Raw genomic sequence first — 20,274 nt, forward strand, 5'->3', positions numbered from 1 at the left:
CGCCTTTTGTGGATCAAAGTTCCAGATAATCCCGCATCACTGCGGCTGCCTCGGAGAAATCGTGCCCGCCGCGGCCATCCTTCAGGCCGGTGCGCAGCAGGTCCAACGCGCCGTCCAGCGCAAAGGCCGGGCAGTTCAGGTCCTCGTACAGCCGTTTTACATACCCCAGGTCCTTCAGGCCGAACGCCAGGGCAAAATCCAGCCGGTAATCGCGGTCGAGCACTTTCTGGCCATAGAACTGAAAAACGCCGCAGTTGGTCTTCTGCCCGCAAATGATATCGAACAGCTTGTGGGTGTCCAGCCCCAGCTTTTCCATCAGCGGGAACATCTGCGAATAGGTGATTGCGTACATCAGGCCCGTGAAATTGAGCGCCAGCTTGACCAGGTGGCCGCTGCCGGCCTCGCCCATATAATCGGCCCGGCTTGTAAAGGCCTCAAAAATGGGGCGGGCGGCCTCGAAGTCCGCCTCGTCGCCGCCCACGGTCACGGAAATGGTGCCCTCGGCGGCCATGGCCGGGTTGCCCATCAGCGGGGCGTCCAGCAGAACACCGCCGCGCTCCTTGAAGGCCGCGTGCAGCTTTTTGGTGGACAGCGGGTAACTGGTGGACAGGTCGATCACGGTCTTTCCCGCTGCGCCGCAGGCGAAAAACGTCTCGCACATGGCCTCCACCTGCACCGAGGAGGGCAGCGAGAGAAGCACCGCTTCGCTGCGCTGGAACAGGGCTGCGGGGCTGGCTGAGAGTTCGGCTTTTCCGCGGAAGTATTCCATGGCTTCGGCGCTTACGTCGAATACCGCCACGTCGTGGCCGTGCTTGATGAAATTTTCGCATGCGCCGCGGCCCATCCGGCCCAGGCCAATAAAACCAATTTTCATGTTGAAGACGGCTCCTTTTCAAGTTCATGTGGGTGTTCGTTGCATCGGGGAAAACAGACGCTGCAGCAATCAGGGTCCCCTGGGACGCTTTCATTTTAGCAGGCACGCCCCAGGCCATGTGCAATAATTTTCACCAATAATAGCACATTTGCAAGAAACGATTGGTTAACTATTTAACAAATAAAACAATCTTAAGAAATACTGTAAAAATCTTTTAAAAATTGTATATGTTCAATAGTTTTCCGGACGATTAATTGGATAAATCATAAAATTGACAGAATTTTAGCGGCCGTGCTACAATGCCCACGACCGAGAGTGGAGGAAGGGAGGAACGCGGGATGCTGGATAAAAGTGTGCGCTATTACCCGGTGGAGATGCGCCGCCCCCCGGTGAGCGGCCCGCCGCAGGGCGGGTGGCCGCCCCTGCCGGATGGCGGATGGCGGCTGCGGTGCTGGCAGGGCGGGGCGGACCGCCTCGCCTTTGCCCGGGTGGAGTGCGAGGTGGGGGAATTTGCCCGCGAAGAGGAGGCGCTCGCCTACTTTGACCGGGAGTTCGGTCCCTGGCCCCGGGAGCTTGAACGGCGGTTTTTGCTGTTGGAACAGGAGGGGCGGCCCATGGGCGTGGCCTTTGCCTGGTTCGGCAGCGTGCCGGGAGAGGGCAGGGTGGGGCGCGTGCGCAGGGTGGCGCTGCGGCCCTGCTGCCAGGGGCGGGGGCTGGGCGGGGCGCTGGTGTGCGGCATGCTGGATGTTTTTGCGGCTCTGGAACCGGGCAGAGCAGTGTATCTGACCACCCAGACCTGGAGCTGGCGCGCCGTTGCGCTGTATGGGAAATATGGCTTTGAGCCCGTGCGCCTGCCCGGCGACCGCGATTTTGCCGCCGCGTGGGGCGTGATCCGCGAAAAGCTGGGGCAGAGCGGGCGCCATCTGCCGGGCGAAGCGCCCGGGGGATGGGACGATACAGAAACGATCATGAGATCCGGGAGGGATAGAACATGAAAATCGGCATTGAAAACGAATTATTTACAGCCCGGGTGGATACCTTGGGCGCCGAGCTGTGCTCGCTGCGGCGCAAAGCCGACGGGGCAGAGTTTATCTGGCAGGGCGACCCGCGCTACTGGAGCGGGCATGCGCCCACCCTGTTTCCCATCACGGGCAAGCTGCGGGACATGCGCTTTGACCACGGCGGCAAGAGCTACGAGCTGCCGCCCCACGGTTTTGCCAAGGACCGGGAATTCCGGGAGGAGGAACGCCAGGCGGCAGGCGTGTCCCTGGTATTGCAGGCGGACGAGGATACGCTGCGGTGTTACCCCTTTCCGTTCCGGCTGACCTGCACCTTCGCGCTCACGCCCCGGGGCCTTGCGCTCACGCGCCGGGTGGAGAACACGGGTGCCGGCCGCATGGAGTTTTCCATGGGTGAGCATCTGGGGCTGGCCCTCGCGCCGCTGGGCCGCCCGCTGGAAGAGTGCGCCCTGGTGTTTCCCGGGCCGCAGACCGCCTGGAACTGGCGGCTGGCCCAGGGCCTTTTGGACCACAAAGAACCCTGTTTGGAGGGGGTGGCCGCCCTGCCCCTCTCCAAGGAGCTGTTCCGCGCCTGCGGATGCCTGGTGCTGCAGGGGCTGAACGCGCCCTGGGCGGCCCTGCGCGCGGCGGGCGCGGAGCGGGGGGTGAGGGTCTCCATCGGCGGATTCCCCACCCTGGTGGTGTGGTCACCCGACAACGAGGGCCAGTTTGTGTGCGTGGAGCCCTGGCAGGGCCTGCCCTCGCGCGGGGACGGGGGATACGAGCTGGCCGCCCGCCCCTGCATTTTGCATCTGGAAGCGGGTGCGGCGTATGAATATACGGTCACGGTGGAGCCCGAATAGGAAAAGGAGCGTGAAAAAATGAAGGTGGGATGCATCGGCCTGGGCCGCATGGGGGCGGGCCTGTGTGAAAGCCTGCTGCGGGCAGGCCACCAGCTCACGGTGTACGACGTATGCCTGGCCGCAAAGGAGCGCTTTGCGGGCCGGGCGGCGCTGGCCCAAAGCGCGCGGGCGGCTTCGCTCGCCAGTGAGGCGGTGGTTCTGTCGCTGCCCGACGCCCCGGCGGTGGAGCAGGTGGTGGGGGAGCTGATGGAGGGATGTGTGGCGGGCAGGCTGGTGATCGATACCAGCACCAGCCTGCCTGAGACCACTGTCTCGCTGCACAAAAAGCTGGCGGAGGCGGGCGCGCGGTTTCTGGACGCGCCCCTGGCCGGCACGCCCGAGGCAGCACGGCAGGGTACGCTGATGGTGTATGTGGGCGGAGCTCCCGAAGCGCTGGAGGCCGCGCGGCCGGTGCTGGGAAGCTTTGCCGCGCAGGTGCGGTACATGGGCGGCCCGGGCAGCGGCAACGTGGCCAAGCTGGTGAACAATTATCTGGCCATCCAGTACGCTGTGCTGTACTGCGAGATCTTTCCCCTGGCCCGCGCGGCGGGCGCGGATGTGCAGGCGCTGTTTGGCGCCATCGGCCAGACCGGGGTGGCCTGCGTACCCTACCGGCTGTACGGCGAAAAGATCGCGGCGGGGGAATATCCGCTGTCCTTCTCCATCGATCTGGCCTACAAGGATCTGCGCTATGCGGCCGCCATGGCGCCGGAAGCCGCCCGCGCCCTGCCCCTGATGCAGGCGGGCCTGGCCCGCCTGGCCGAGGCGCGGGCCGAGGGGATGGGCGGGGCGGATCTGTCGCAGCTGGCATGCCTTGCGGAGCGGCAGCTCGGGGGAAAGGGCGATGGATGAGCGCCTGGCGGGGGCACGGGAGCAGCTGCGGGAGATGCTGTTTGAAAATGTGATGCCTTTTTGGGAACGCCACGCGGTGGATGCGGAATACGGCGGCTACCTCACAGGCCTTGACCGCCGGGGAAGGGTGTGGGACGACCGGAAAAACACCTGGATGCAGGGGCGGATGGTGTGGATGTTCTCGACCCTGGCCGCGCAGGACCCCGCCCACAGGGAGCAATGGCTGGCCCTGGCCCGCCCCGGCCGGGACTTTTTGCTGGACCATGCCTGGGCGGGGCAGGGCCGCTGGAACTACGTTCTGTCGCGCAGAGGGGAGGTGGAACAGGGATCGGTGTCACTGTATGCCGACCTCTTTGCGCTGGAGGGGCTCGCCCAATACATTTTGGCCTCGGGCGACGCTGCGGGGCAGGACCAGGTGCGCCTGACCGCGGCGGCGGTGGCCCGGGAGCTGGAGGCAGGCGTGGTCAAGCGCATCGCGCCCCAGGCATATGTGCCGGGGGCCGAGCTGCACGGCGTGTACATGATCGCCCTCAACTCGCTCGCGCCTGCCCAGCGCCTGCTGGGAGGCGGGGCGCTGGCCGGTCTGCGCGCCCGGCTGCTGGAGCGCATTCTGGGCCGCTTCGCGGACCCGGCCCGGGGGGTGGTGCTGGAAGAGCGCGCGCCGGGCGGCGCGCCGGCAGGGGGAGGCCGCATCAACCCCGGCCATACCTTTGAGAGCATGGTGTTCTGCCTGGAGGCGGCCGAGCAGCTGAAGCTGCCCTGCCCCGGTGCCGCAGCGATCCTGCGGCATACCTGGGCCCTTGCAAGGGATCGGGAAAACGGCGGCGTGCTGTACATGCTCAATGCGGACGGCAGCGCCCCCCATTTTGCCGACTGGATCGCCCCCCGGGCGCTCCGGTGGGATGAAAAGGTGTGGTGGACCCACGCCGAGGCGCTGCCCGCGCTTTTGTGGGCCGCGCACGAGCTGAAAGATCCCGCCTGCCTGGAGGAGTTCCTCGCCCTGTGGCAGTATTGCCGCACCCATTTTGCGGACCCCGTTTACGGGGAATGGTATTATGCACTGCACCGGGGCGGCGCGCCGCGGCTGCAAAACAAAGGCGGTTTTCAAAAGTGCGCCTTCCATCTGCCCCGCGCGCTTTTGAAAAGCGTTCAGCTGATCGATCGTTTTTACGGCGGCTGACAAGCGGAAAACAAAAAGCGCCGGCCTCTCTAAAGCAAACGTTTTAGAGGGACCGGCGCTTTTCCGCGCGCCGCCTCACCGGTTGGCGTGCCGGAAGTGGTTGGGCGTCACGCCCGTGACGTCCTTAAAGACCTTGATAAAATAGCTGGGCGACTCGTAGCCCACCTCCTCGGCGATCAGGTTCACGCTCTTGCCCGTGGCGGTGAGCAGCCGCTTGGCGCGCTGGATGCGAAGCTCGGTGAGATAGGCGTTCACGCTTTTGCCGGTGTATTCCTTGAAAATATTGCAGAAATAGTTGGGGCTGAACCCCGCCACCTCCGAAATCATGCTGAGGGTCAGGGGGTTCATATAATTCTGTTCGATGTATGCGAACACCCTGCGCATGCTGCCCTCTCCCGCAGCGCGCTGCAAAAGATCCTGGCACAGGTCGGTCAGGCGGTAAAGCCAGGCCATCATATCGTCCAAAAACAGCATGCCGCTTATCTCGGCCAGGGGGTTCCTGTCCGCCAGGGGCGGCTCGGCGGCGGCGGGGCAGCAGGCCAGGGTGTGGCGGATCAGCGCCTCGGCGGCGGTGTTGAACAGCCGGCGCAGCTGGTCGATGTCCTCCAGGGTATACTGCCCGCGCTGTTCGCCCAGCCGCCCGATCAGAGCTTTGAGGCGGTTTAGCTCGCCCCCCTGCACCAGCTTCTGCACCATGCGGCTCTCCTCGCGGAAATTCGTGCGGGGGCCGGAGGGCGCGCCGTAAAAGCACACCGAGCGGGGCCCGGAAAAAAAGCGGCGGTGAATGGCCTCGCAGGCGCGGCAAAAGCTTTGCGCCAGGCCGGCGGCGCTGCCGGCGGGCCCGCCGATGCCCACCGAAAACGAAAGCTCGGGCGAAAGGCCGGGCAAAAGCGCCGCCTGGCGGGCGAAAAAGGCGTCCGCTTCGCCCGGCGCGCCTTTCAGCAGCACCAGGGCGGCCGCAATGCGGTCGCTCACAACGCAGACCGAGCCCGGCAGCTGCGCCGCGCGCAGCAGCTGTGCCAGCTGGAAGGTCCACTCGGCCCCGCTGGCCGCCGAGGCGAGCTGGGCCGAGGCGGGGAGATCCTGGCTGAACACGATGCACCACACCCGGCCCCCCTCGGCGGCCAGGGCGGCGTCAAAGGCAGGGGCCGGCCCCGGCGCGCCGCTGAGCAGCAGGCTTTGCTGGCGGCAGTCCAGCCCTAAAAAAGGGGGAGGCGACCCGGCGGCGCGGGCAGTGAGCTTTTCTCCCACGCGCCGCGTCACCGCCAAGAGCTCCTCCTCGGTGACCTCTCCCTTTAAAAGATATTCCGCCGCTCCGAACGACATCCCCTTCTGCGCCAGCGAAAAATCCGCATAGTTCGAGAGGATGACCACCTGGGCGCGCAGGTCAAACTCCCGCAGAGCCTGGATAAACGCCATGCCGTCCATATCCGGCATGATCATGTCCGTGATCACCACGTCCACCGGCCGGGCGCGGCAGACCCTGAGCGCCTCGCGGCCGTTGGGCACGGCGTCGGCCACCTCAAATTCTTCCCCCCAGGGCTGGAACACCAGGCGAAGCCACTTCCGGACGATCACATCGTCGTCCACGATTAAAAGGCGCAGCATATATCATCACTCCTCCAAAGGGATCTCGAACCAGACGCGCGCCCCCCCGCCCGGCGCGCCGCCCGTGTGAAGGGCGGCCCCGGGGCCATAGCGCAGCCGAAGCCGGTCGTTTACATTGTGCAGGCCGATGCTGGCACCCTGCCGCTGGGTGTTCACCGCGGGAGCCGACAGATCAAAGCCGGGCGCAAAACCGCAGCCATCGTCCTGCACCAGCACCGAGAGGGTTTCACCCATCCGCTGGATGGAGATGCGGATGTGCCCGTGCAGGGCGCCGTTTTTCAGGCCGTGAAACAAGCTGTTTTCCACCAGCGGCTGGATCATCAGGCGGGGGATGGAGCAGCCCAGCGTGTCCTCCGCCACCTCATAGGTGACCTCAAAATTGTCGTAGCGGTGCTTTTGGATCACCAGGTAATTGCGCAGATATTTCAGTTCCTCTTCCACGGTGATGAGCTCGCGCTTGGGGTCCAGATTGATCTTCAGCAGCTTCACCAGGCACACCAGCACCTCGCTGGCGCTCTGGTTTTGTTTCATATCGATCAAAAAGCGCACCACAGTGAGGGTGTTGTAAAGGAAATGGGGGTTGATCTGCGCCCGAAGCGCTTCCAGCTCGGCGTTTCTCTTGGCGTTTTGCTCCTGGATGAGATTTTGGAACAGGCGGTGCAGCTCATCCAGCATCAGCAGATAGCCCCGGTTCAGGTAGCCGATCTCATCGGTGCGCTCCACGTCCAGGGGCGGGGGGGTAAAGTCCAGCGTTTCCAGGCCGCGCATGCATTCCACCAGGGTGAGGATTGGCCGTGAGAGGGTGCGGTACAAAAGCCAGGAAAACAGGGCCGCCGCTGCCAGCACGATGCCGAAGATCACCGGCATGGAGCCGACCAGCTGAGTGAGCAGCATGAAGAAAGTGGGCATTTGGGTCACCTGCACCACGTACCACCGGGTGCGGGGATCAAGGGAGTAGACCGTCACCACACTGTCGGAAAAAGAAGTGTAGTACCCCTCGGGGCCGGTGACTTGGGCCATGTCCAGCAGCTGCAGGGGCTGTGCGTCGGGGTGAAAGGCGGCGTCCTTTGCCAGCACCGCCCGCCCCTCGCCGTCGGCCAGGTAAATTTGGGTGGTGGGGGAGGCGTAGTCGCTCAGGCTGTCGGACACGCTGCGCTTGAGGATGCTCACCACCGCGACCCCCACCGGCTGGTTGGAGTTCACGTTTTTCAGCAGCCGTGTGGCGAACAAAAGGCGCGAGGCGTTGGGCGCGATCTCTCTTCCGTCCACCCACACCACGCGGCCCCCGGCCTCCTGCGCCCGGGTATACCACTCTGCGGAAAAGGTGCCGGGCGCGGCCAAAAAGCTGTGGGCCAGCGCGGCGGAGTTATAGTAAACGTAGCGGTTGCCATAAAAATCGAACAGATCGATCTGGCACACAAAATAGGGGTTCGAAAATTTGTGCTGGTAGTAGTGGTTTTGGAACCGGGCCTGATTTTCGTCTGACGGCTGCGCCAGGATCCGCTGGATCTCCGCGTCAAGGTACATATCGTCGGTCACCAGGGCGGCGTCCTGCAGCTGGGTGTCCAGGTTGGAACGCACATAGGCCGAGTTTTGCAGCGCATAGTCAGCCAGGGTATTCACATAATAGCGAAAATAGATGTAGAAGGTGCCGAAGGAGACCAGCAGCATCAGCAAAAAGATGCCCAGAAACAAAAACACCAGCACCTTTTTGTAAAAATGGCTTTTATATGGCGGTGCGGCGTCCCTCAAAACACTCACCTTCTTAAACTGATTTTGAATATATTATACTATAATTTTTTTGAACAGGCAAAATAACTGTTTAAAAAATATTCAAAATATGCCGGTCTGAGGCGCTTTCACCACGCCTTTTTCAAGACTTGGGCCAAAGGGGCCACGTCGCCGGGGCAAAGTGCACCGTATCCCAACACCACCGTGTGATCCGGCAGCGGGGTGCGGCCGGGTGCGCGGCAGTAGTCGGTCAGGCCGGCCAGCCGCACCCCGGCGGCGCGGGCGGCGCGCACCATTTCCGCTTCCGGGGGCCCCCCCGGGAAGCGCAGCAGCAGGTGCAGGCCGGTGTGCTGGCCGTAAAATTCCAGCGCGCCCGGGCCGAACGCGGCCTCCAGCGCGCGGGTGAGGGCAAGCATCCGGGCCTTGTACTGCCCCCGCGCCCGGGCCAGATGGCGCACATAATGCCCCCGCTGCAAAAAAAGCCGCAGGGTCTGCTGCTCAAACCGGCTGACGGTGGAGGAGTAACTGCCGAACGCGCTGCGAAAGGGGCCCAGCAGACCGGTGGGCAGCACCATGTAAGCAATGCGGATGCTGGGGGCCAGGCTGCGGGAAAAGGTGGAGAGATACACCACCGGTCCATCCCGCCCGGCCATGCCCTGCAGGCTCGGCAGCGGGCGAAGGCCGAACCGAAACTCCGAATCGTAGTCGTCTTCCAGGATCAGCCGGCCGGGCGCGGCGCCCGCCCAGCGCAGCAGGGCGGCCCGCCGCCCCGCCGGCATCACGGCCCCGGTGGGGAACTGATGGCTGGGGGTCACGTAAACAAGGTCCGCCCCGCTGGCCGCCAGCGCCCCGGGGTCCAGGCCCTGCCCATCCACGGGCACAGGCAGGCAGAAAAGACCGCTGTTCTCCAGAATGCGGCCGGGCCTGCCGTAGCCCGGGTCCTCCAGCGCGGCGGTGCGGCCGGCGGCAAGGCGGCCCACCAGCCCCAGAAGGTACTCCACCCCTGCGCCCACCACCACCTGGCCGGGATCGCAGTCCACCCCCCGGTAGGCGCGCAGGTACTCGGCGATGGCCTGGCGCAGGTCCCCGTCGCCCTGGGGGTGGCCGTGGGCAAGCAGCTCAGGCCGGCCGTAGAGCAATTCTTTTTGGATCCGCCCCCAGGTGCGGAAGGGAAACAGCCCGGTGTCCACCCCGCCGGTGGAGAGGTCGTACCGCCAGGCGGCGGCCGGCTGCTGCGCTGGGGCCGCCCCGCAGGGGAGGCGCGGCGGGGCCAGCGGACCCTCGTAAGGGCACACAAAAAAGCCCGAGCGCGGCCGTGCCGCCAGCCAGCCCTCAGCCGCCAGCAGCTGGTAGGCGGTGTCCACCGTGTTCACGCTCAGGCCCAGTTCCGCGGCCAGGCTGCGCTTGCCGGGCATCCGTTCCCCGGCCGCCAGCTCCCCGGCCCGGATCTGGGCGGCCACTGCCCGGTACAGCTGTTCATACAGCGGCGGCGCCCCCGGCCCTGCGGCCCGCTCGAATGAAATGCGAAGCATACGGTCCTCACTCTCTCTGCAACTGATCCCTTAAAAAATATATCATCTGGATATTTTAATGGGTTCAGAATGTCTTATAATGAGAGCATAGAGTGCGGGGAAACAAAAGTCAAGCCCCGCAAGGGAGGGTTTTGTGATGGAACAAAAAAACAGTTTGGCGGTGCGGCGCCTGGCGGTGGTGGGCATGCTGGCCGCCATGGTGTTCATTTTTACCTACATCGGCATCGACATTCCCAGCCCCCTGGGCAAGGCGAAGGTGCACATGGGCAATGTGATGTGCCTTTTGAGCGGGCTTTTGTTTGGGGGCGTGCCGGGGGGGCTTGCGGCCGGCATCGGCTCGGGGCTGTTCGACCTGATGGACCCCGCCTGGGCGCCGGAATTCTGGATCACGGCCATCAATAAATTTGCCATGGCCTTTGTGGCGGGAACCCTGGCCAAAAAGCTGCCCGTGAACCGGCACGCTGGCTATTGGGTGGCTGGCGTGGCCGGGGCGGTGAGCTATTGCGTATTGTACGTGAGCAAAAACATCCTGTCGGGGCATTTTATCAAGGGCTTTTCCTGGAACGTGGCCATTCTGGAAACCGTGACCGTGAAGCTGCCGGTTACCCTGGTGAACGCCCTGATTGCGGTGGTGTGCTCGGTGCTGCTGGCCGAGGCGCTTCGCCCGGCCCTCAAAAGGGCGGGGCTGTTCCGCGGCGCTTTGACCTGACAGGGAAATGCTGCAAAATTCAACAGAACAGGGGCCCCGGGCGGGCCGGCGCAGGGCGGGGGCCTTGCCGCCGGCCCGCCCGGGGCTTTGGCGGCTTTTCCCAGAAATGTGTAAAAAAACAGGAAAAACCACCTCGGGGTTTGCGCTTACAGGCAAAATAGTGTAAAATAGAAATGCTTATGTGCGCAACTGCCCCGGCAAGCCGCCGGGTCTTGAGGAAAGGTGGATGCAGCATGGCTTCCAACAAGAAACAACACGGTGCCGGCGCCAACCGGTTCCGGGCGTTCCTGAAAGGTCCCGCGGGCCTGCCCACGCTGGCGGGCGCCGGCGCGGTGCTTATTATTTTGATTGCGGCCCTGATCTTTTGGGCGGTGCGGGCCCACGCGGCGGCGCCTGCCTCCGCCAGCGGCAGCAGCTCGGCCTGGTCTGAGCCGGCGGATGATCTGACCTACACCGCTACGGAAAAGGTGGACAAAGAGCAGTTCAGCGGCACGATCCTGCCGCTGACCGAGGACGCTGGCCAGGAATACATTGACGAGACCCTGTTTTTGGGAGACTCCAACACGGTGCGCTATATGATGTACAGCGCCACCGATAACAGCAAGGTCCCGTTCACCAGCCTGGAAAACAACATCGGTGTGACCAGCATGGGGGTCACCTCGATCACCAGCCTCAAGTGCGAGGAGTTCCAGGGATATTCCGACAAGGTGACCATGCCGGAGGCGGTGAAGATCCTGCAGCCCAAACGGGTGATCATTGGGTTTGGCACCAACAACCTCACCATGGACACCGACACGTTCATCTCCAATTATAAAAAGGGGCTGAAGGCCATTCACGACGCCTACCCCTATGCCGACATCATTGTGAACGCCATCCCTCCGCTGGATAAAGAGCGCGAGAACGGCAGCCTCTCGATGAAACAGGTGGACCGGCTGAATGCCGCCATCGCGAAGATGTGCGAGCAGGAGGGCTATAAATATCTGGACAGCAGCGAGGCGCTGGAGGACCCTGCCACCGGCTGGGCAAAAAAGGACTACACCCTGGGTGACGGTGTGCACCTGAACCAGAATGGTGTGCGCGCTTTCTTCCAGTATGTGCGCACCCACGCCTATATCACTGAAGACACCCGCCCGAAGCCTTTGAAAAAGATCCCCAAGGTGATCGGCGTGCCCGCGGGCTTGATCAGCAACGATCCCATCGCGGTGCGCGGCGCCAAGGTGCCGGTGGAGTTTATCGCTTCCGAGGGCGGCCGCATTGAGGGCGCCACGAGCCAGAGCGTGAAAAAGGGCCAGCAGACAAGCGCCGTGACCGCGGTGCCGGATGAGGGCTGGGAGTTTGTGGGCTGGAGCGCCACCATTGGCCATGTGGATGGCAGCGCCACCGTCATGTTCACCGTTCCCGCCGACGCCGACGCCAACGGTGTGGTGATCACGGCAAACTTCCGCAAGGTCGACAACGAGCCCGAGCCCACCCCCTACTGCATCTGCGGCAGCCACTGGTGCGACCCCAATGACCAGACTACCTGGAACTACGACTGCCCGATCTGCGGCGACGATCCCAAAAAGTGCGAGGGTCTGAGGCCCACGCCGAGCCCGAGTCCTTCGCCCAGCCCGAATCCGTCCCCCAGCCCGAGCCCGGATGTGCCGACGGATACACCTACGGACACACCCACGGACACGCCGACCGATACGCCTACAAATACACCCACAGATACACCTACGAATGCGCCCACAGACACACCTACGGAGGCACCTACAGATATGCCTACAGACGTACCCACAGATACGCCAGCCAATGATGGGACAACTCCGGGAACAGAGGGCGCCAGTGGGGCAGCGGAATAGCAGACCTGATCGATTTACCCCCGGAGGGGCCGGTTTTCCGGCCTCTCCGGCTTTTCGTACAAATGTTTTTCCAAAAGGAGCAACGGAGGAACTTCATGCAAAAAACAACCCGCAAAAAGGGCCTGCTGCGGCGGTTTTGGCCCTATCTGCGCAAGTACAGGCGCGTTCTGGTGTTCGATCTGTTCTGCGCCGCCCTTACCACTGTGTGCGACATGGTGCTGCCCCTCATCATGCGCTATCTCACCAACACCGCCATGACGAACCTGGCGGCCCTCACGGCGGGCGCGGTGCTGCGGCTGGGGGGGCTGTACCTGGTGCTGCGGCTCATCGACGGCGCGGCCAACTACTACATGGCGGACATGGGCCATGTGATGGGCGTTTATGTGGAGACCGACATGCGCCGCGACGCCTTCGCCCACCTGCAAAGGCTGGGCTATACCTATTACTCCAACACCAAGGTGGGCCAGATCATGGGCCGCATCACCAACGACCTGTTTGATGTGACTGAGTTTGCCCACCACTGCCCGGAGGAGTTTTTCATCGCTGCCATAAAGATTGCGGTGAGCTTTGTGATCCTGTGCCAGTCCAGCGTGGCGCTGACCCTCATCCTGTTCGCCTGCGTGCCCCTGATGGCGGTGGTCTCCACCGGCATCAACCTGAAGGTTCGGGCGGCCTACCGCCGCCAGCGGGTACAGATCGGCGAACTGAACGCCCGCATTGAAGACAGCCTTCTGGGCGAACGGGTGGTCAAGGCCTTTGCCAACGAGGAAGTGGAAAAGGAAAAGTTCGAACGGGACAACGCCGCATTCCAGGCGATCAAAAAACAGACTTACCGCTTTATGGCCGCGTTCCAGACCTCCACCCGCCTGTTTGACGGCCTGATGTACCTGGTGGTAATCGTGGCGGGCGGGCTGTTTTTGGTGAGCGGGCGCATCGGCGCGGGCGACATGGTGGCTTATATGCTGTATGTCACCACCCTGATCGCCACCATCCGCCGCATTGTGGAATTTGCCGAGCAGTTCCAGCGCGGAATGACAGGCATCGAGCGCTTTTGCGAGATCATGGACGCGGACGTGGAGATCCTGGACGAGCCCGGCGCCCTGCCCCTGCAGGTGAAGAAAGGCTGCATCCGGTTTGAGGACGTGAGCTTTGAATACCCCGACGACCACAACCAGGTGCTGCGCCATGTGGACCTGGAGGTACGCCCCGGCGAAAAGCTGGCGCTGGTGGGCCCCTCGGGCGGGGGCAAGACCACCCTGTGCAACCTGATCCCGCGGTTTTACGATGTGACCGGCGGCCGCATTCTGATCGACGGGCAGGATGTGCGCTCGGTCACCCTCAAGAGCCTGCGGGGCGCCATCGGCGTGGTGCAGCAGGATGTATACCTGTTCAGCGGCAGCGTATACGAGAACATTGCCTACGGCAAACCCGGCGCCTCCCGGCAGGAGGTGGAGGCCGCAGCCCGGCTGGCGGGCGCCCACGAGTTCATCACCGCTTTAAAAGACGGCTACGACACCTATGTGGGCGAGCGGGGGGTTAAGCTGTCGGGCGGGCAGAAGCAGCGCATCGCCATTGCCCGGGTGTTTTTAAAAAATCCGCCCATCCTGATCCTGGACGAGGCCACCAGCGCGCTGGACAACGAGAGCGAGATATTGGTAGGCAAAAGCCTGGAGCATCTGGCGCTGGGCCGCACCACCCTCACCATCGCCCACCGGCTCACCACCATCCAGCACGCCGACCGAATTTTGGTGCTGGGGGCCACCGGCATTGAGGAGCAGGGCACCCATGCCGAGCTGCTGGCAAAGCAGGGTACCTATTACCGGCTGTGGAATGGGCTTGTGAACGCGGAGTGAAAAGAACGGAGCAAAGCGGAGGGCAGCGAAATCTCAAGTGCCTTCAAGAAGTTCGGCAAAAAGAAAAATTAAAAAGAGGGAAGGGCGGGAAGCCTGTGAAAACAAAGCGGTAAGCCCATCCGCCTTGCCCTGGGACGACGGTCGTTGCAGTGGCTGGGACAACCCGGAAGATTAACTTTGAAACAGCCGAAGAAATCGAAAGCTTGCAGCCAAAAAATTCGTTTTGAGCAAACAAAAGCCTGCGTAACCACGTGGGCTTTTTCTTTTGCAAAAGAAATCGGAGCACCTTAATTTGATATACAGCGACAAAATTTGCAGATTCACAACGCTATACTGATTTTGAAAACCCATTTATCGTACTGTTGAAGTGATATAATTGATACCACAGATAGAGTGAATTGACAAAGTGAAAGCGGGATTTTAAACTTAGGAGTCAGAAAAGGCTATATTTTTACAAGAGAATGTAAGAGCCGCAATTTGCGCGCAAATATAGAACCCTAAAAACAGAAATTATCATAGAATAGAGTATTATAGGATAAGGGATGTCCTCCATACGAAATACGGGGGCGAAGCGCGCTTTTCAGACATTATAATGTTTGCCCGGGAGCAAAAAGGAGAAGTACAATGAAACAATCAGGGAGCAGTGGACTGGGTAAAAGGGTGGCGGAAACAATTCCCCGGGTGGGCAGGGGGATTGCGTTGGGCTATTTTACATTTGTGCTGCTGGCACTGCTGCTTGTGAGCCCATGGCTGGATTTTTCCATGAAGCGGGAGCGGGGCGCTCCGAACGGACTGTTTTTGTTGGCGGCAGTGGGAATGGCCATACTGACGGGATGCGCCGCCCTGTGGCTGCGAAAGGGTAAGCTGCGCGGTTTTTTGGAACAGGAAACGACGTTCCGCCGTGTGGTGGTGGCAGGAGGGTTGCTGCTTTTGGCGGCCCAAATCGTTATATGCTATGGCGGCTGGTTTGTGGCAGGCTGGGATCTCCTTCGCGTCGCGCCCAGTGTGGACGAGATTGCCCGGGGACTTCCGGTTTCAGATATTACTTACTACGACGTATATCCCAATAACCTGTTTTTGACAGGGCTCCAAGGCCTTCTCGCACGTTGTGCTGCCATTGTGGGAATAACTGGTAAAACTTACCCAATTACAGTGCTGGGGAGCTGCATCTGCGTTGCCGTTTCAGTGTGCCTGAGCGCGGTGGCGGCAAAGCACCTGGTTCACAGCGTTTGGGTCGGTTATGCCTGCTTGCTGTTGGGTGGGGGATTCGTGGGCTTATCGCCCTGGGTGCTGGTGCCTTATTCGGACACCTATGGCATGTTGTGCCCGGCACTGGCGCTGTGCATTTACGCCTGTATGCAGGACCGGCCCTTAAAATGGTTTTGGGTGGTGGTGGTGTGCCTGGTTGGCACATGGATCAAGCCCACCGCACTTCTCTTTTTGGTGGCGGTCGTGTTGGTGCACGCCTTGTTATACCTTTGCGGGCAAAAGCCCCTTCGCCTTCGTTGGAAAGGGCTGGCCCTGCGCGCGGGGGCGGCGGCGCTGGCAGGCGTTCTGGCGCTGGGGCTGAAAACCGGGGTGAGCGCCGCTGCGGGCCTTGCGGTGGATCCGGAAAAGGCATTGGGCATGGCACACTTTGCAATGATGGGCCTGAACAGACAGAGCGAGGGAATCTGGATTGCGGAAGATGTTGTTTTTTCCGGAGGAATCTCCACAGCGAGGGAACGGAACCGTGAAAACTGGAAAGTGGCGGCGGCCCGCATCCGGGAAATGGGGCCGGGCGGGCTTGGAGCGCTGGCAATGCGGAAAACCCTGAACAATTACGATGACGGTACTTTTACCTGGGCAAGAGAGGGCGGATTCTTTGGAACAATATACGGCAAGCTGCCTGCCCTGCAAAAATTTTATGGCATTGGTTCCGGGCAAGGAAGCCCTGCGTTTTTGGGGATCGCGCAGACGCTTTGGCTGCTGATCCTGGCCGGGCTTGTGCTGGGATGGCTGCGCCAAAAGCCGGGCTTGGGAGAATGTGTTCTCTATGTAACGCTGCTGGGCCTGAGCCTGTTTTTGACCATTTTCGAATGCCGGGGCCGCTACCTGTTATTGTATGCCCCTTACTATGTGATCGGCGGGGTGCTGGGCTGGCGAAACCTGTATCAAAGGCTCACGCGGGGCAGAGGCTGACGGACAGCCCTCAAGAAGAAGGATGCTTCTGGTTTTGAGCCCGGCAAAAGCCGGGCTCAAAGTTTTTGGCGGTGCGGACGTTTTTTGCATAAATTGGTTTTTCTGGCAGATACTAACCCTCGTAACAAAGCAAGGCTCACAATGAGCCCACGGAGGGAACTGCCATGAAAGCAACAGGTATCGTGCGCCGTATCGACGATTTGGGCCGGGTGGTCATCCCCAAGGAGATCCGCCGCACCCAGCGCATCCGGGAGGGCGACCCCCTGGAGATCTTCACCACCGGCGACGGCGAGGTGATCTTTAAAAAGTATTCGCCCATCGGCGAACTGGCTGATTTTGCGGCCCAGTACGTGGAGGTGCTGCAAAAAGCTTTGGGGCACACCGCACTGGTGTGCGACCGGGACAGCGTGATCGCTGCGGCGGGCGCCGCCCGGCGCGAGTGCGCGGAAAAGCGGGTCAGCATTCCGCTGGAAAAGATCATGGACGCCCGCAAACCATTTCTGCACCCGGGGGAGGGGGCCGAGCGGGTGTTCCCCTGCGAGGGGGCAAGCCGGCACATCCACATTGCCTGCCCCATCATTGCCGCGGGGGATGTGGCGGGCGCGGTGCTGCTGCTCACCGACGACAAAACCACCACGCCTACCGCGGAGGAGCAAAAGGCAATTTGGATCGCCGCCGCCTTTTTGGCAAAGCAGATGGAGGAATGACCGCCTGCCGTTTTGACCGCACTTTTCAGCCGCGCCGGTATCTGCCGCCGCGGCTTTTTTGCGCCCCGGCGGACCGGGGTGTGAACAAACCATGAAACTTTTAAAAATTTTGCACCCACCCCTTGACAGACGTATAAAATAGAGTAAAATAAATTTAGCACTCGAAACGATAGAGTGCTAAAACGCAAAAAGTGAGGTGCAGGGCAATGGCGATGGACGATCGGAAACAGCGCGTGCTGGAGGCGATTGTGGCCCTGTACACCGAGGGCGGCGAGCCGGTGGGCTCGGGGTTGCTGTGCCAGTATCTGAACATGAGCGTTTCCAGCGCGACCCTGCGCAACGAGATGGCGGCCCTCACAAAGCTGGGGCTGCTGGAACAGCCCCACACAAGCGCGGGGCGGGTGCCCAGCGCCAAGGGGTACCGATACTATCTGGATCACCTGATGCGCCCCAAAGGAGGCCTGAGCCAGCGCCAGCACACCGAGATCGACCGCGTTTTCGCGGGCCTGGATTACGAACCCGAACGGCTGGCGGCCGGCGCCGCCCGCGCCCTGGCCGAATACACCGGTTACACGGTGGCGGCCACCACCCCCCGCTCGGACGATCTGTGCATCGCCCACTTTGAGGTGGTTCAGGTGGGCCGCTACTCCGCCGCGGTGCTGGCCGTGACCAGCGCGGGTGGGGTGCGCACCCGGGTGGCGCGGCTGGAGACCGGCCTTACCCGCGCGGACGCGGCCCTGCTGGCCGAGGTGCTCAACCGGCAGCTCACCTTTGTGGCCCCGGCAGATCTGACCGGATCGGTGCTGGCGGGCATCGCCGCCGAGCTGGGGGCCAAGGGTCCCGCGCTGTACCCGGTGGTAAACGCGGCGGCGGCCCTGCTGCAGGAGGCCGCAAAGGCACGGACCTACCTGGAAGGGCAGCAATACCTGATGCGCTGGCCGGAACTGGGGGAGTACCTGCCCCGGGTCATGGAACTCTTTGCCGACCAGGAGCGCGCGGGTCGGCTGATCACCCCCCGCACGGGCCGCACCACCGTACTGCTGGGTGAGGATCTGCAGCGCCCGATGCCGGGCCTGTGCGTGATGAGCAAACGGTACCTGGCGGGCGGCGGCCTTACCGGCGCCATCGCCCTGCTGGGCCCCGCGCGCATGCCCTTTGAACAGCTGATCCCCATTTTGGATCATTTTGCCTTGAAGCTGGGCGAGTGTATGACCGGCCAGGCACAGGAGGATAACGTATGACGGACGAAAAGACCACCCCGGCGGCGGAGCCGCAGGCAGAAGCCGCCCCGAACACAGAGGGCACGCAGCCTAAACCTGAAAAGGAAGCGGCGAAGAACCCCAAAAAGGAGAAGACGGAAAAGAAAAAGGATCTTGCCGCCGAGCTGGAGGCTGCCAAGGCCAAGGCCGACGCGGCGGAAAAGGAAACTGCGCAGCTTCGGGATCAGCTGCTGCGCACCGCAGCCGAGTATGATAACTTCCGCAAGCGCTCGGCCCGCGAACAGGACTCGGCGTTCGGCAACGGCGTGAGCCACGCGGTGGAAAAGATCCTGACCATTTTGGACACACTGGAAATGGCAGCAAACGCACCCACCACCGACGAAGCCTATAAAAAGGGCGTGGTCATGACCCTGGAAAAGGCCGCGGCTGCCTTCGAGGCCCTGAAGGTGGAAGAGATCCCGGCCCTGAACCTGCCTTTTGACCCCGAGGTACACAGCGCTGTGATGCAGCAGCCCGCCGCAGAAGGGCAGGAGAGCGGCACCGTGGTGCAGGTGTTCCAGAAGGGCTACAAGCTGGGCGATAAGGTGGTGCGCCACGCCACCGTGGTGGTGGCGGAATAGGCCGTCCCCGCAGAACAGAGTTCCCAAGGGCGCAGGCTCTTTTTTCGGAAGAATAACGCTCAAAACAACAACTTTTTGTGTAAATAAGGAGAGAAGATACTATGAGTAAAATTATTGGCATTGACTTGGGCACCACCAACAGCTGTGTGGCTGTAATCGAGGGCGGCGAGCCCGTTGTGATTGCAAACGCCGAGGGTGCCCGCACCACCCCCAGCGTGGTGGGCTTTACCAAGACCGGCGAGCGGCTGGTGGGCCAGGTGGCAAAGCGCCAGGCCATTACCAACCCTGAGCGCACCGTGAGCAGCATCAAGCGCCACATGGGCACCGACTACAAGGTGGCCATCGACGGCAAGGATTATAACCCCCAGCAGATCAGCGCCATGATCCTGGCAAAGCTGAAAGCAGACGCCGAGGCGTATCTGGGCGAGACCGTGACCGAGGCGGTCATCACTGTGCCCGCCTACTTCAACGACAGCCAGCGCCAGGCCACCAAGGACGCCGGCACGGTTGCGGGGCTGAATGTGCGCCGCATCATCAACGAGCCCACCGCCGCGGCCCTGGCCTACGGCGCCGATAAGGACAACGACCAGAAGATCATGGTGTACGACCTGGGCGGCGGCACCTTCGACGTGTCGGTCATTGAGATGGGCGACGGCGTGACCGAGGTGCTGGCCACCAACGGCGACACCCACCTGGGCGGCGACGACTTTGACCAGCGCATCATCGACTGGCTGGCCGACGGCTTCCAGAAAGAGAACGGCATTGACCTGCGCAAGGACAAGATGGCGGCTCAGCGGCTGAAGGAAGCCGCTGAGAAGGCGAAGATCGAGCTGTCCGGCGTTGCGTCCACCGCCATCAACCTGCCCTTTATCACCGCCGACGCCACCGGGCCCAAGCACCTGGATACCAGCCTGACCCGCGCCCAGTTCGACGCGCTGACCGCCGATCTGGTGGAGCGCACCATGGGCCCCGTGCGCAAGGCCATGGCCGACGCCGGCCTGAAGGCCGGCGAGCTGCACAAGGTGCTGCTGGTGGGCGGTTCCACCCGCATCCCCGCCGTGCAGGAGGCCGTGAAAAAAGAGATGGGCTGCGAGCCCTTCAAGGGCATCAACCCGGACGAGTGCGTGGCCATTGGCGCGGCCATCCAGGGCGGCGTGCTGAACAAGGAAGTGGGCGGCATCCTGCTGCTGGACGTGACCCCGCTTTCCCTGGGCATTGAGACCCTGGGCGGCGTGTGCACCAAGATCATCGAGCGCAACACCACCATTCCCACCAAGAAAAGCCAGATTTTCTCCACTGCCGCTGACAACCAGCCCAGCGTGGAAGTGAACGTGCTGCAGGGCGAGCGCGAATTTGCCAAGGACAACAAGAGCCTGGGCATGTTCAAGCTGGACGGTATTCCCGCCGCGCCCCGCGGCGTGCCCCAGATCGAGGTCACCTTCGACATCGACGCGAACGGCATC

General features: G+C 62.4%; 16 protein-coding genes. 12 read left to right on the top strand and 4 right to left on the bottom strand.

Features of this window, described 5'->3' with window-relative positions; all coding sequences use genetic code 11:
* Positions 1 to 13 precede the first annotated feature (13 nt).
* The gene (locus tag ACMLHZ_RS14245) at positions 14 to 874 is read right to left on the bottom strand and encodes an NAD(P)-dependent oxidoreductase (protein ID WP_418668331.1); all 861 of its coding nucleotides are present in this window, start codon (positions 872 to 874) and stop codon (positions 14 to 16) included.
* Positions 875 to 1,212: 338 nt separating this feature from the next.
* On the opposite strand from ACMLHZ_RS14245, the gene ACMLHZ_RS14250 reads away from it, so the two are divergent.
* From ACMLHZ_RS14250 to ACMLHZ_RS14265, 4 genes are read left to right on the top strand one after another with little or no spacing between them, the layout of a single operon-like run.
* Positions 1,213 to 1,869 carry a GNAT family N-acetyltransferase gene (locus ACMLHZ_RS14250; protein WP_418668332.1) on the top strand — a complete coding sequence of 219 codons (657 nt, stop codon included), beginning with the start codon at positions 1,213 to 1,215 and terminating at the stop codon, positions 1,867 to 1,869.
* On the top strand, positions 1,866 to 2,735 hold the full coding sequence (locus tag ACMLHZ_RS14255; RefSeq protein WP_418668333.1) for a hypothetical protein: 870 nt from the start codon (positions 1,866 to 1,868) through the stop codon (positions 2,733 to 2,735). Before ACMLHZ_RS14250 ends, ACMLHZ_RS14255 begins: the two co-directional genes overlap by 4 nt.
* 18 nt (positions 2,736 to 2,753) lie before the next feature.
* Positions 2,754 to 3,626: an NAD(P)-dependent oxidoreductase gene (locus tag ACMLHZ_RS14260; RefSeq protein WP_418668334.1), complete on the top strand. Its 873-nt coding sequence runs from the start codon at positions 2,754 to 2,756 to the stop codon at positions 3,624 to 3,626.
* Complete coding sequence (locus ACMLHZ_RS14265; RefSeq protein ID WP_418668335.1) at positions 3,619 to 4,806, top strand: AGE family epimerase/isomerase; 1,188 nt, start codon at positions 3,619 to 3,621, stop codon at positions 4,804 to 4,806. Before ACMLHZ_RS14260 ends, ACMLHZ_RS14265 begins: the two co-directional genes overlap by 8 nt.
* A 75-nt stretch (positions 4,807 to 4,881) precedes the next feature.
* Here ACMLHZ_RS14265 and ACMLHZ_RS14270 read toward each other — a convergent pair whose 3' ends face one another.
* The 3 genes from ACMLHZ_RS14270 to ACMLHZ_RS14280 form a co-directional block, all read right to left on the bottom strand.
* On the bottom strand, positions 4,882 to 6,414 hold the full coding sequence (locus ACMLHZ_RS14270) for a helix-turn-helix domain-containing protein (RefSeq protein WP_418668336.1): 1,533 nt from the start codon (positions 6,412 to 6,414) through the stop codon (positions 4,882 to 4,884).
* Between the two features lie 6 nt (positions 6,415 to 6,420).
* The gene (locus ACMLHZ_RS14275) at positions 6,421 to 8,166 is read right to left on the bottom strand and encodes a cache domain-containing sensor histidine kinase (protein WP_418668337.1); all 1,746 of its coding nucleotides are present in this window, start codon (positions 8,164 to 8,166) and stop codon (positions 6,421 to 6,423) included.
* A 107-nt stretch (positions 8,167 to 8,273) separates the two neighbouring features.
* Positions 8,274 to 9,677, bottom strand: a complete 1,404-nt coding sequence (locus ACMLHZ_RS14280) for a PLP-dependent aminotransferase family protein (protein WP_418668338.1) — start codon at positions 9,675 to 9,677, stop codon at positions 8,274 to 8,276.
* A 136-nt stretch (positions 9,678 to 9,813) separates the two neighbouring features.
* Between ACMLHZ_RS14280 and ACMLHZ_RS14285 the strand changes: the two genes are divergently transcribed.
* The 8 genes from ACMLHZ_RS14285 to dnaK all read left to right on the top strand — a co-directional run.
* The gene (locus ACMLHZ_RS14285; protein ID WP_418668339.1) at positions 9,814 to 10,386 is read left to right on the top strand and encodes an ECF transporter S component; all 573 of its coding nucleotides are present in this window, start codon (positions 9,814 to 9,816) and stop codon (positions 10,384 to 10,386) included.
* Between the two features lie 233 nt (positions 10,387 to 10,619).
* Complete coding sequence (locus ACMLHZ_RS14290; protein WP_418668340.1) at positions 10,620 to 12,230, top strand: GDSL-type esterase/lipase family protein; 1,611 nt, start codon at positions 10,620 to 10,622, stop codon at positions 12,228 to 12,230.
* 95 nt (positions 12,231 to 12,325) lie between these two features.
* Positions 12,326 to 14,083, top strand: coding sequence for an ABC transporter ATP-binding protein (locus tag ACMLHZ_RS14295; protein WP_418668341.1), 1,758 nt, complete (start codon positions 12,326 to 12,328; stop codon positions 14,081 to 14,083).
* Between the two features lie 624 nt (positions 14,084 to 14,707).
* Positions 14,708 to 16,264, top strand: a complete 1,557-nt coding sequence (locus ACMLHZ_RS14300; protein WP_418668342.1) for a hypothetical protein — start codon at positions 14,708 to 14,710, stop codon at positions 16,262 to 16,264.
* A 164-nt stretch (positions 16,265 to 16,428) separates the two neighbouring features.
* Positions 16,429 to 16,971 carry a stage V sporulation T C-terminal domain-containing protein gene (locus ACMLHZ_RS14305; protein ID WP_418668343.1) on the top strand — a complete coding sequence of 181 codons (543 nt, stop codon included), beginning with the start codon at positions 16,429 to 16,431 and terminating at the stop codon, positions 16,969 to 16,971.
* 206 nt (positions 16,972 to 17,177) lie between these two features.
* Positions 17,178 to 18,212 (top strand): heat-inducible transcriptional repressor HrcA, encoded by a 1,035-nt coding sequence (hrcA, locus tag ACMLHZ_RS14310; RefSeq protein ID WP_418668344.1) that lies wholly within the window; start codon positions 17,178 to 17,180, stop codon positions 18,210 to 18,212.
* Positions 18,209 to 18,811, top strand: a complete 603-nt coding sequence (locus ACMLHZ_RS14315; protein WP_418668345.1) for a nucleotide exchange factor GrpE — start codon at positions 18,209 to 18,211, stop codon at positions 18,809 to 18,811. The genes hrcA and ACMLHZ_RS14315 overlap by 4 nt, the downstream gene beginning before the upstream one ends.
* Positions 18,812 to 18,912: 101 nt before the next feature.
* On the top strand, positions 18,913 to 20,274 hold a 1,362-nt coding region (gene dnaK / locus ACMLHZ_RS14320), incomplete at its 3' end, for a molecular chaperone DnaK (RefSeq protein ID WP_418668346.1).

Source organism: Allofournierella sp., from assembly GCF_048388525.1.
In the GTDB taxonomy this organism is placed as follows: Bacteria; Bacillota; Clostridia; order Oscillospirales; family Ruminococcaceae; genus BQOK01.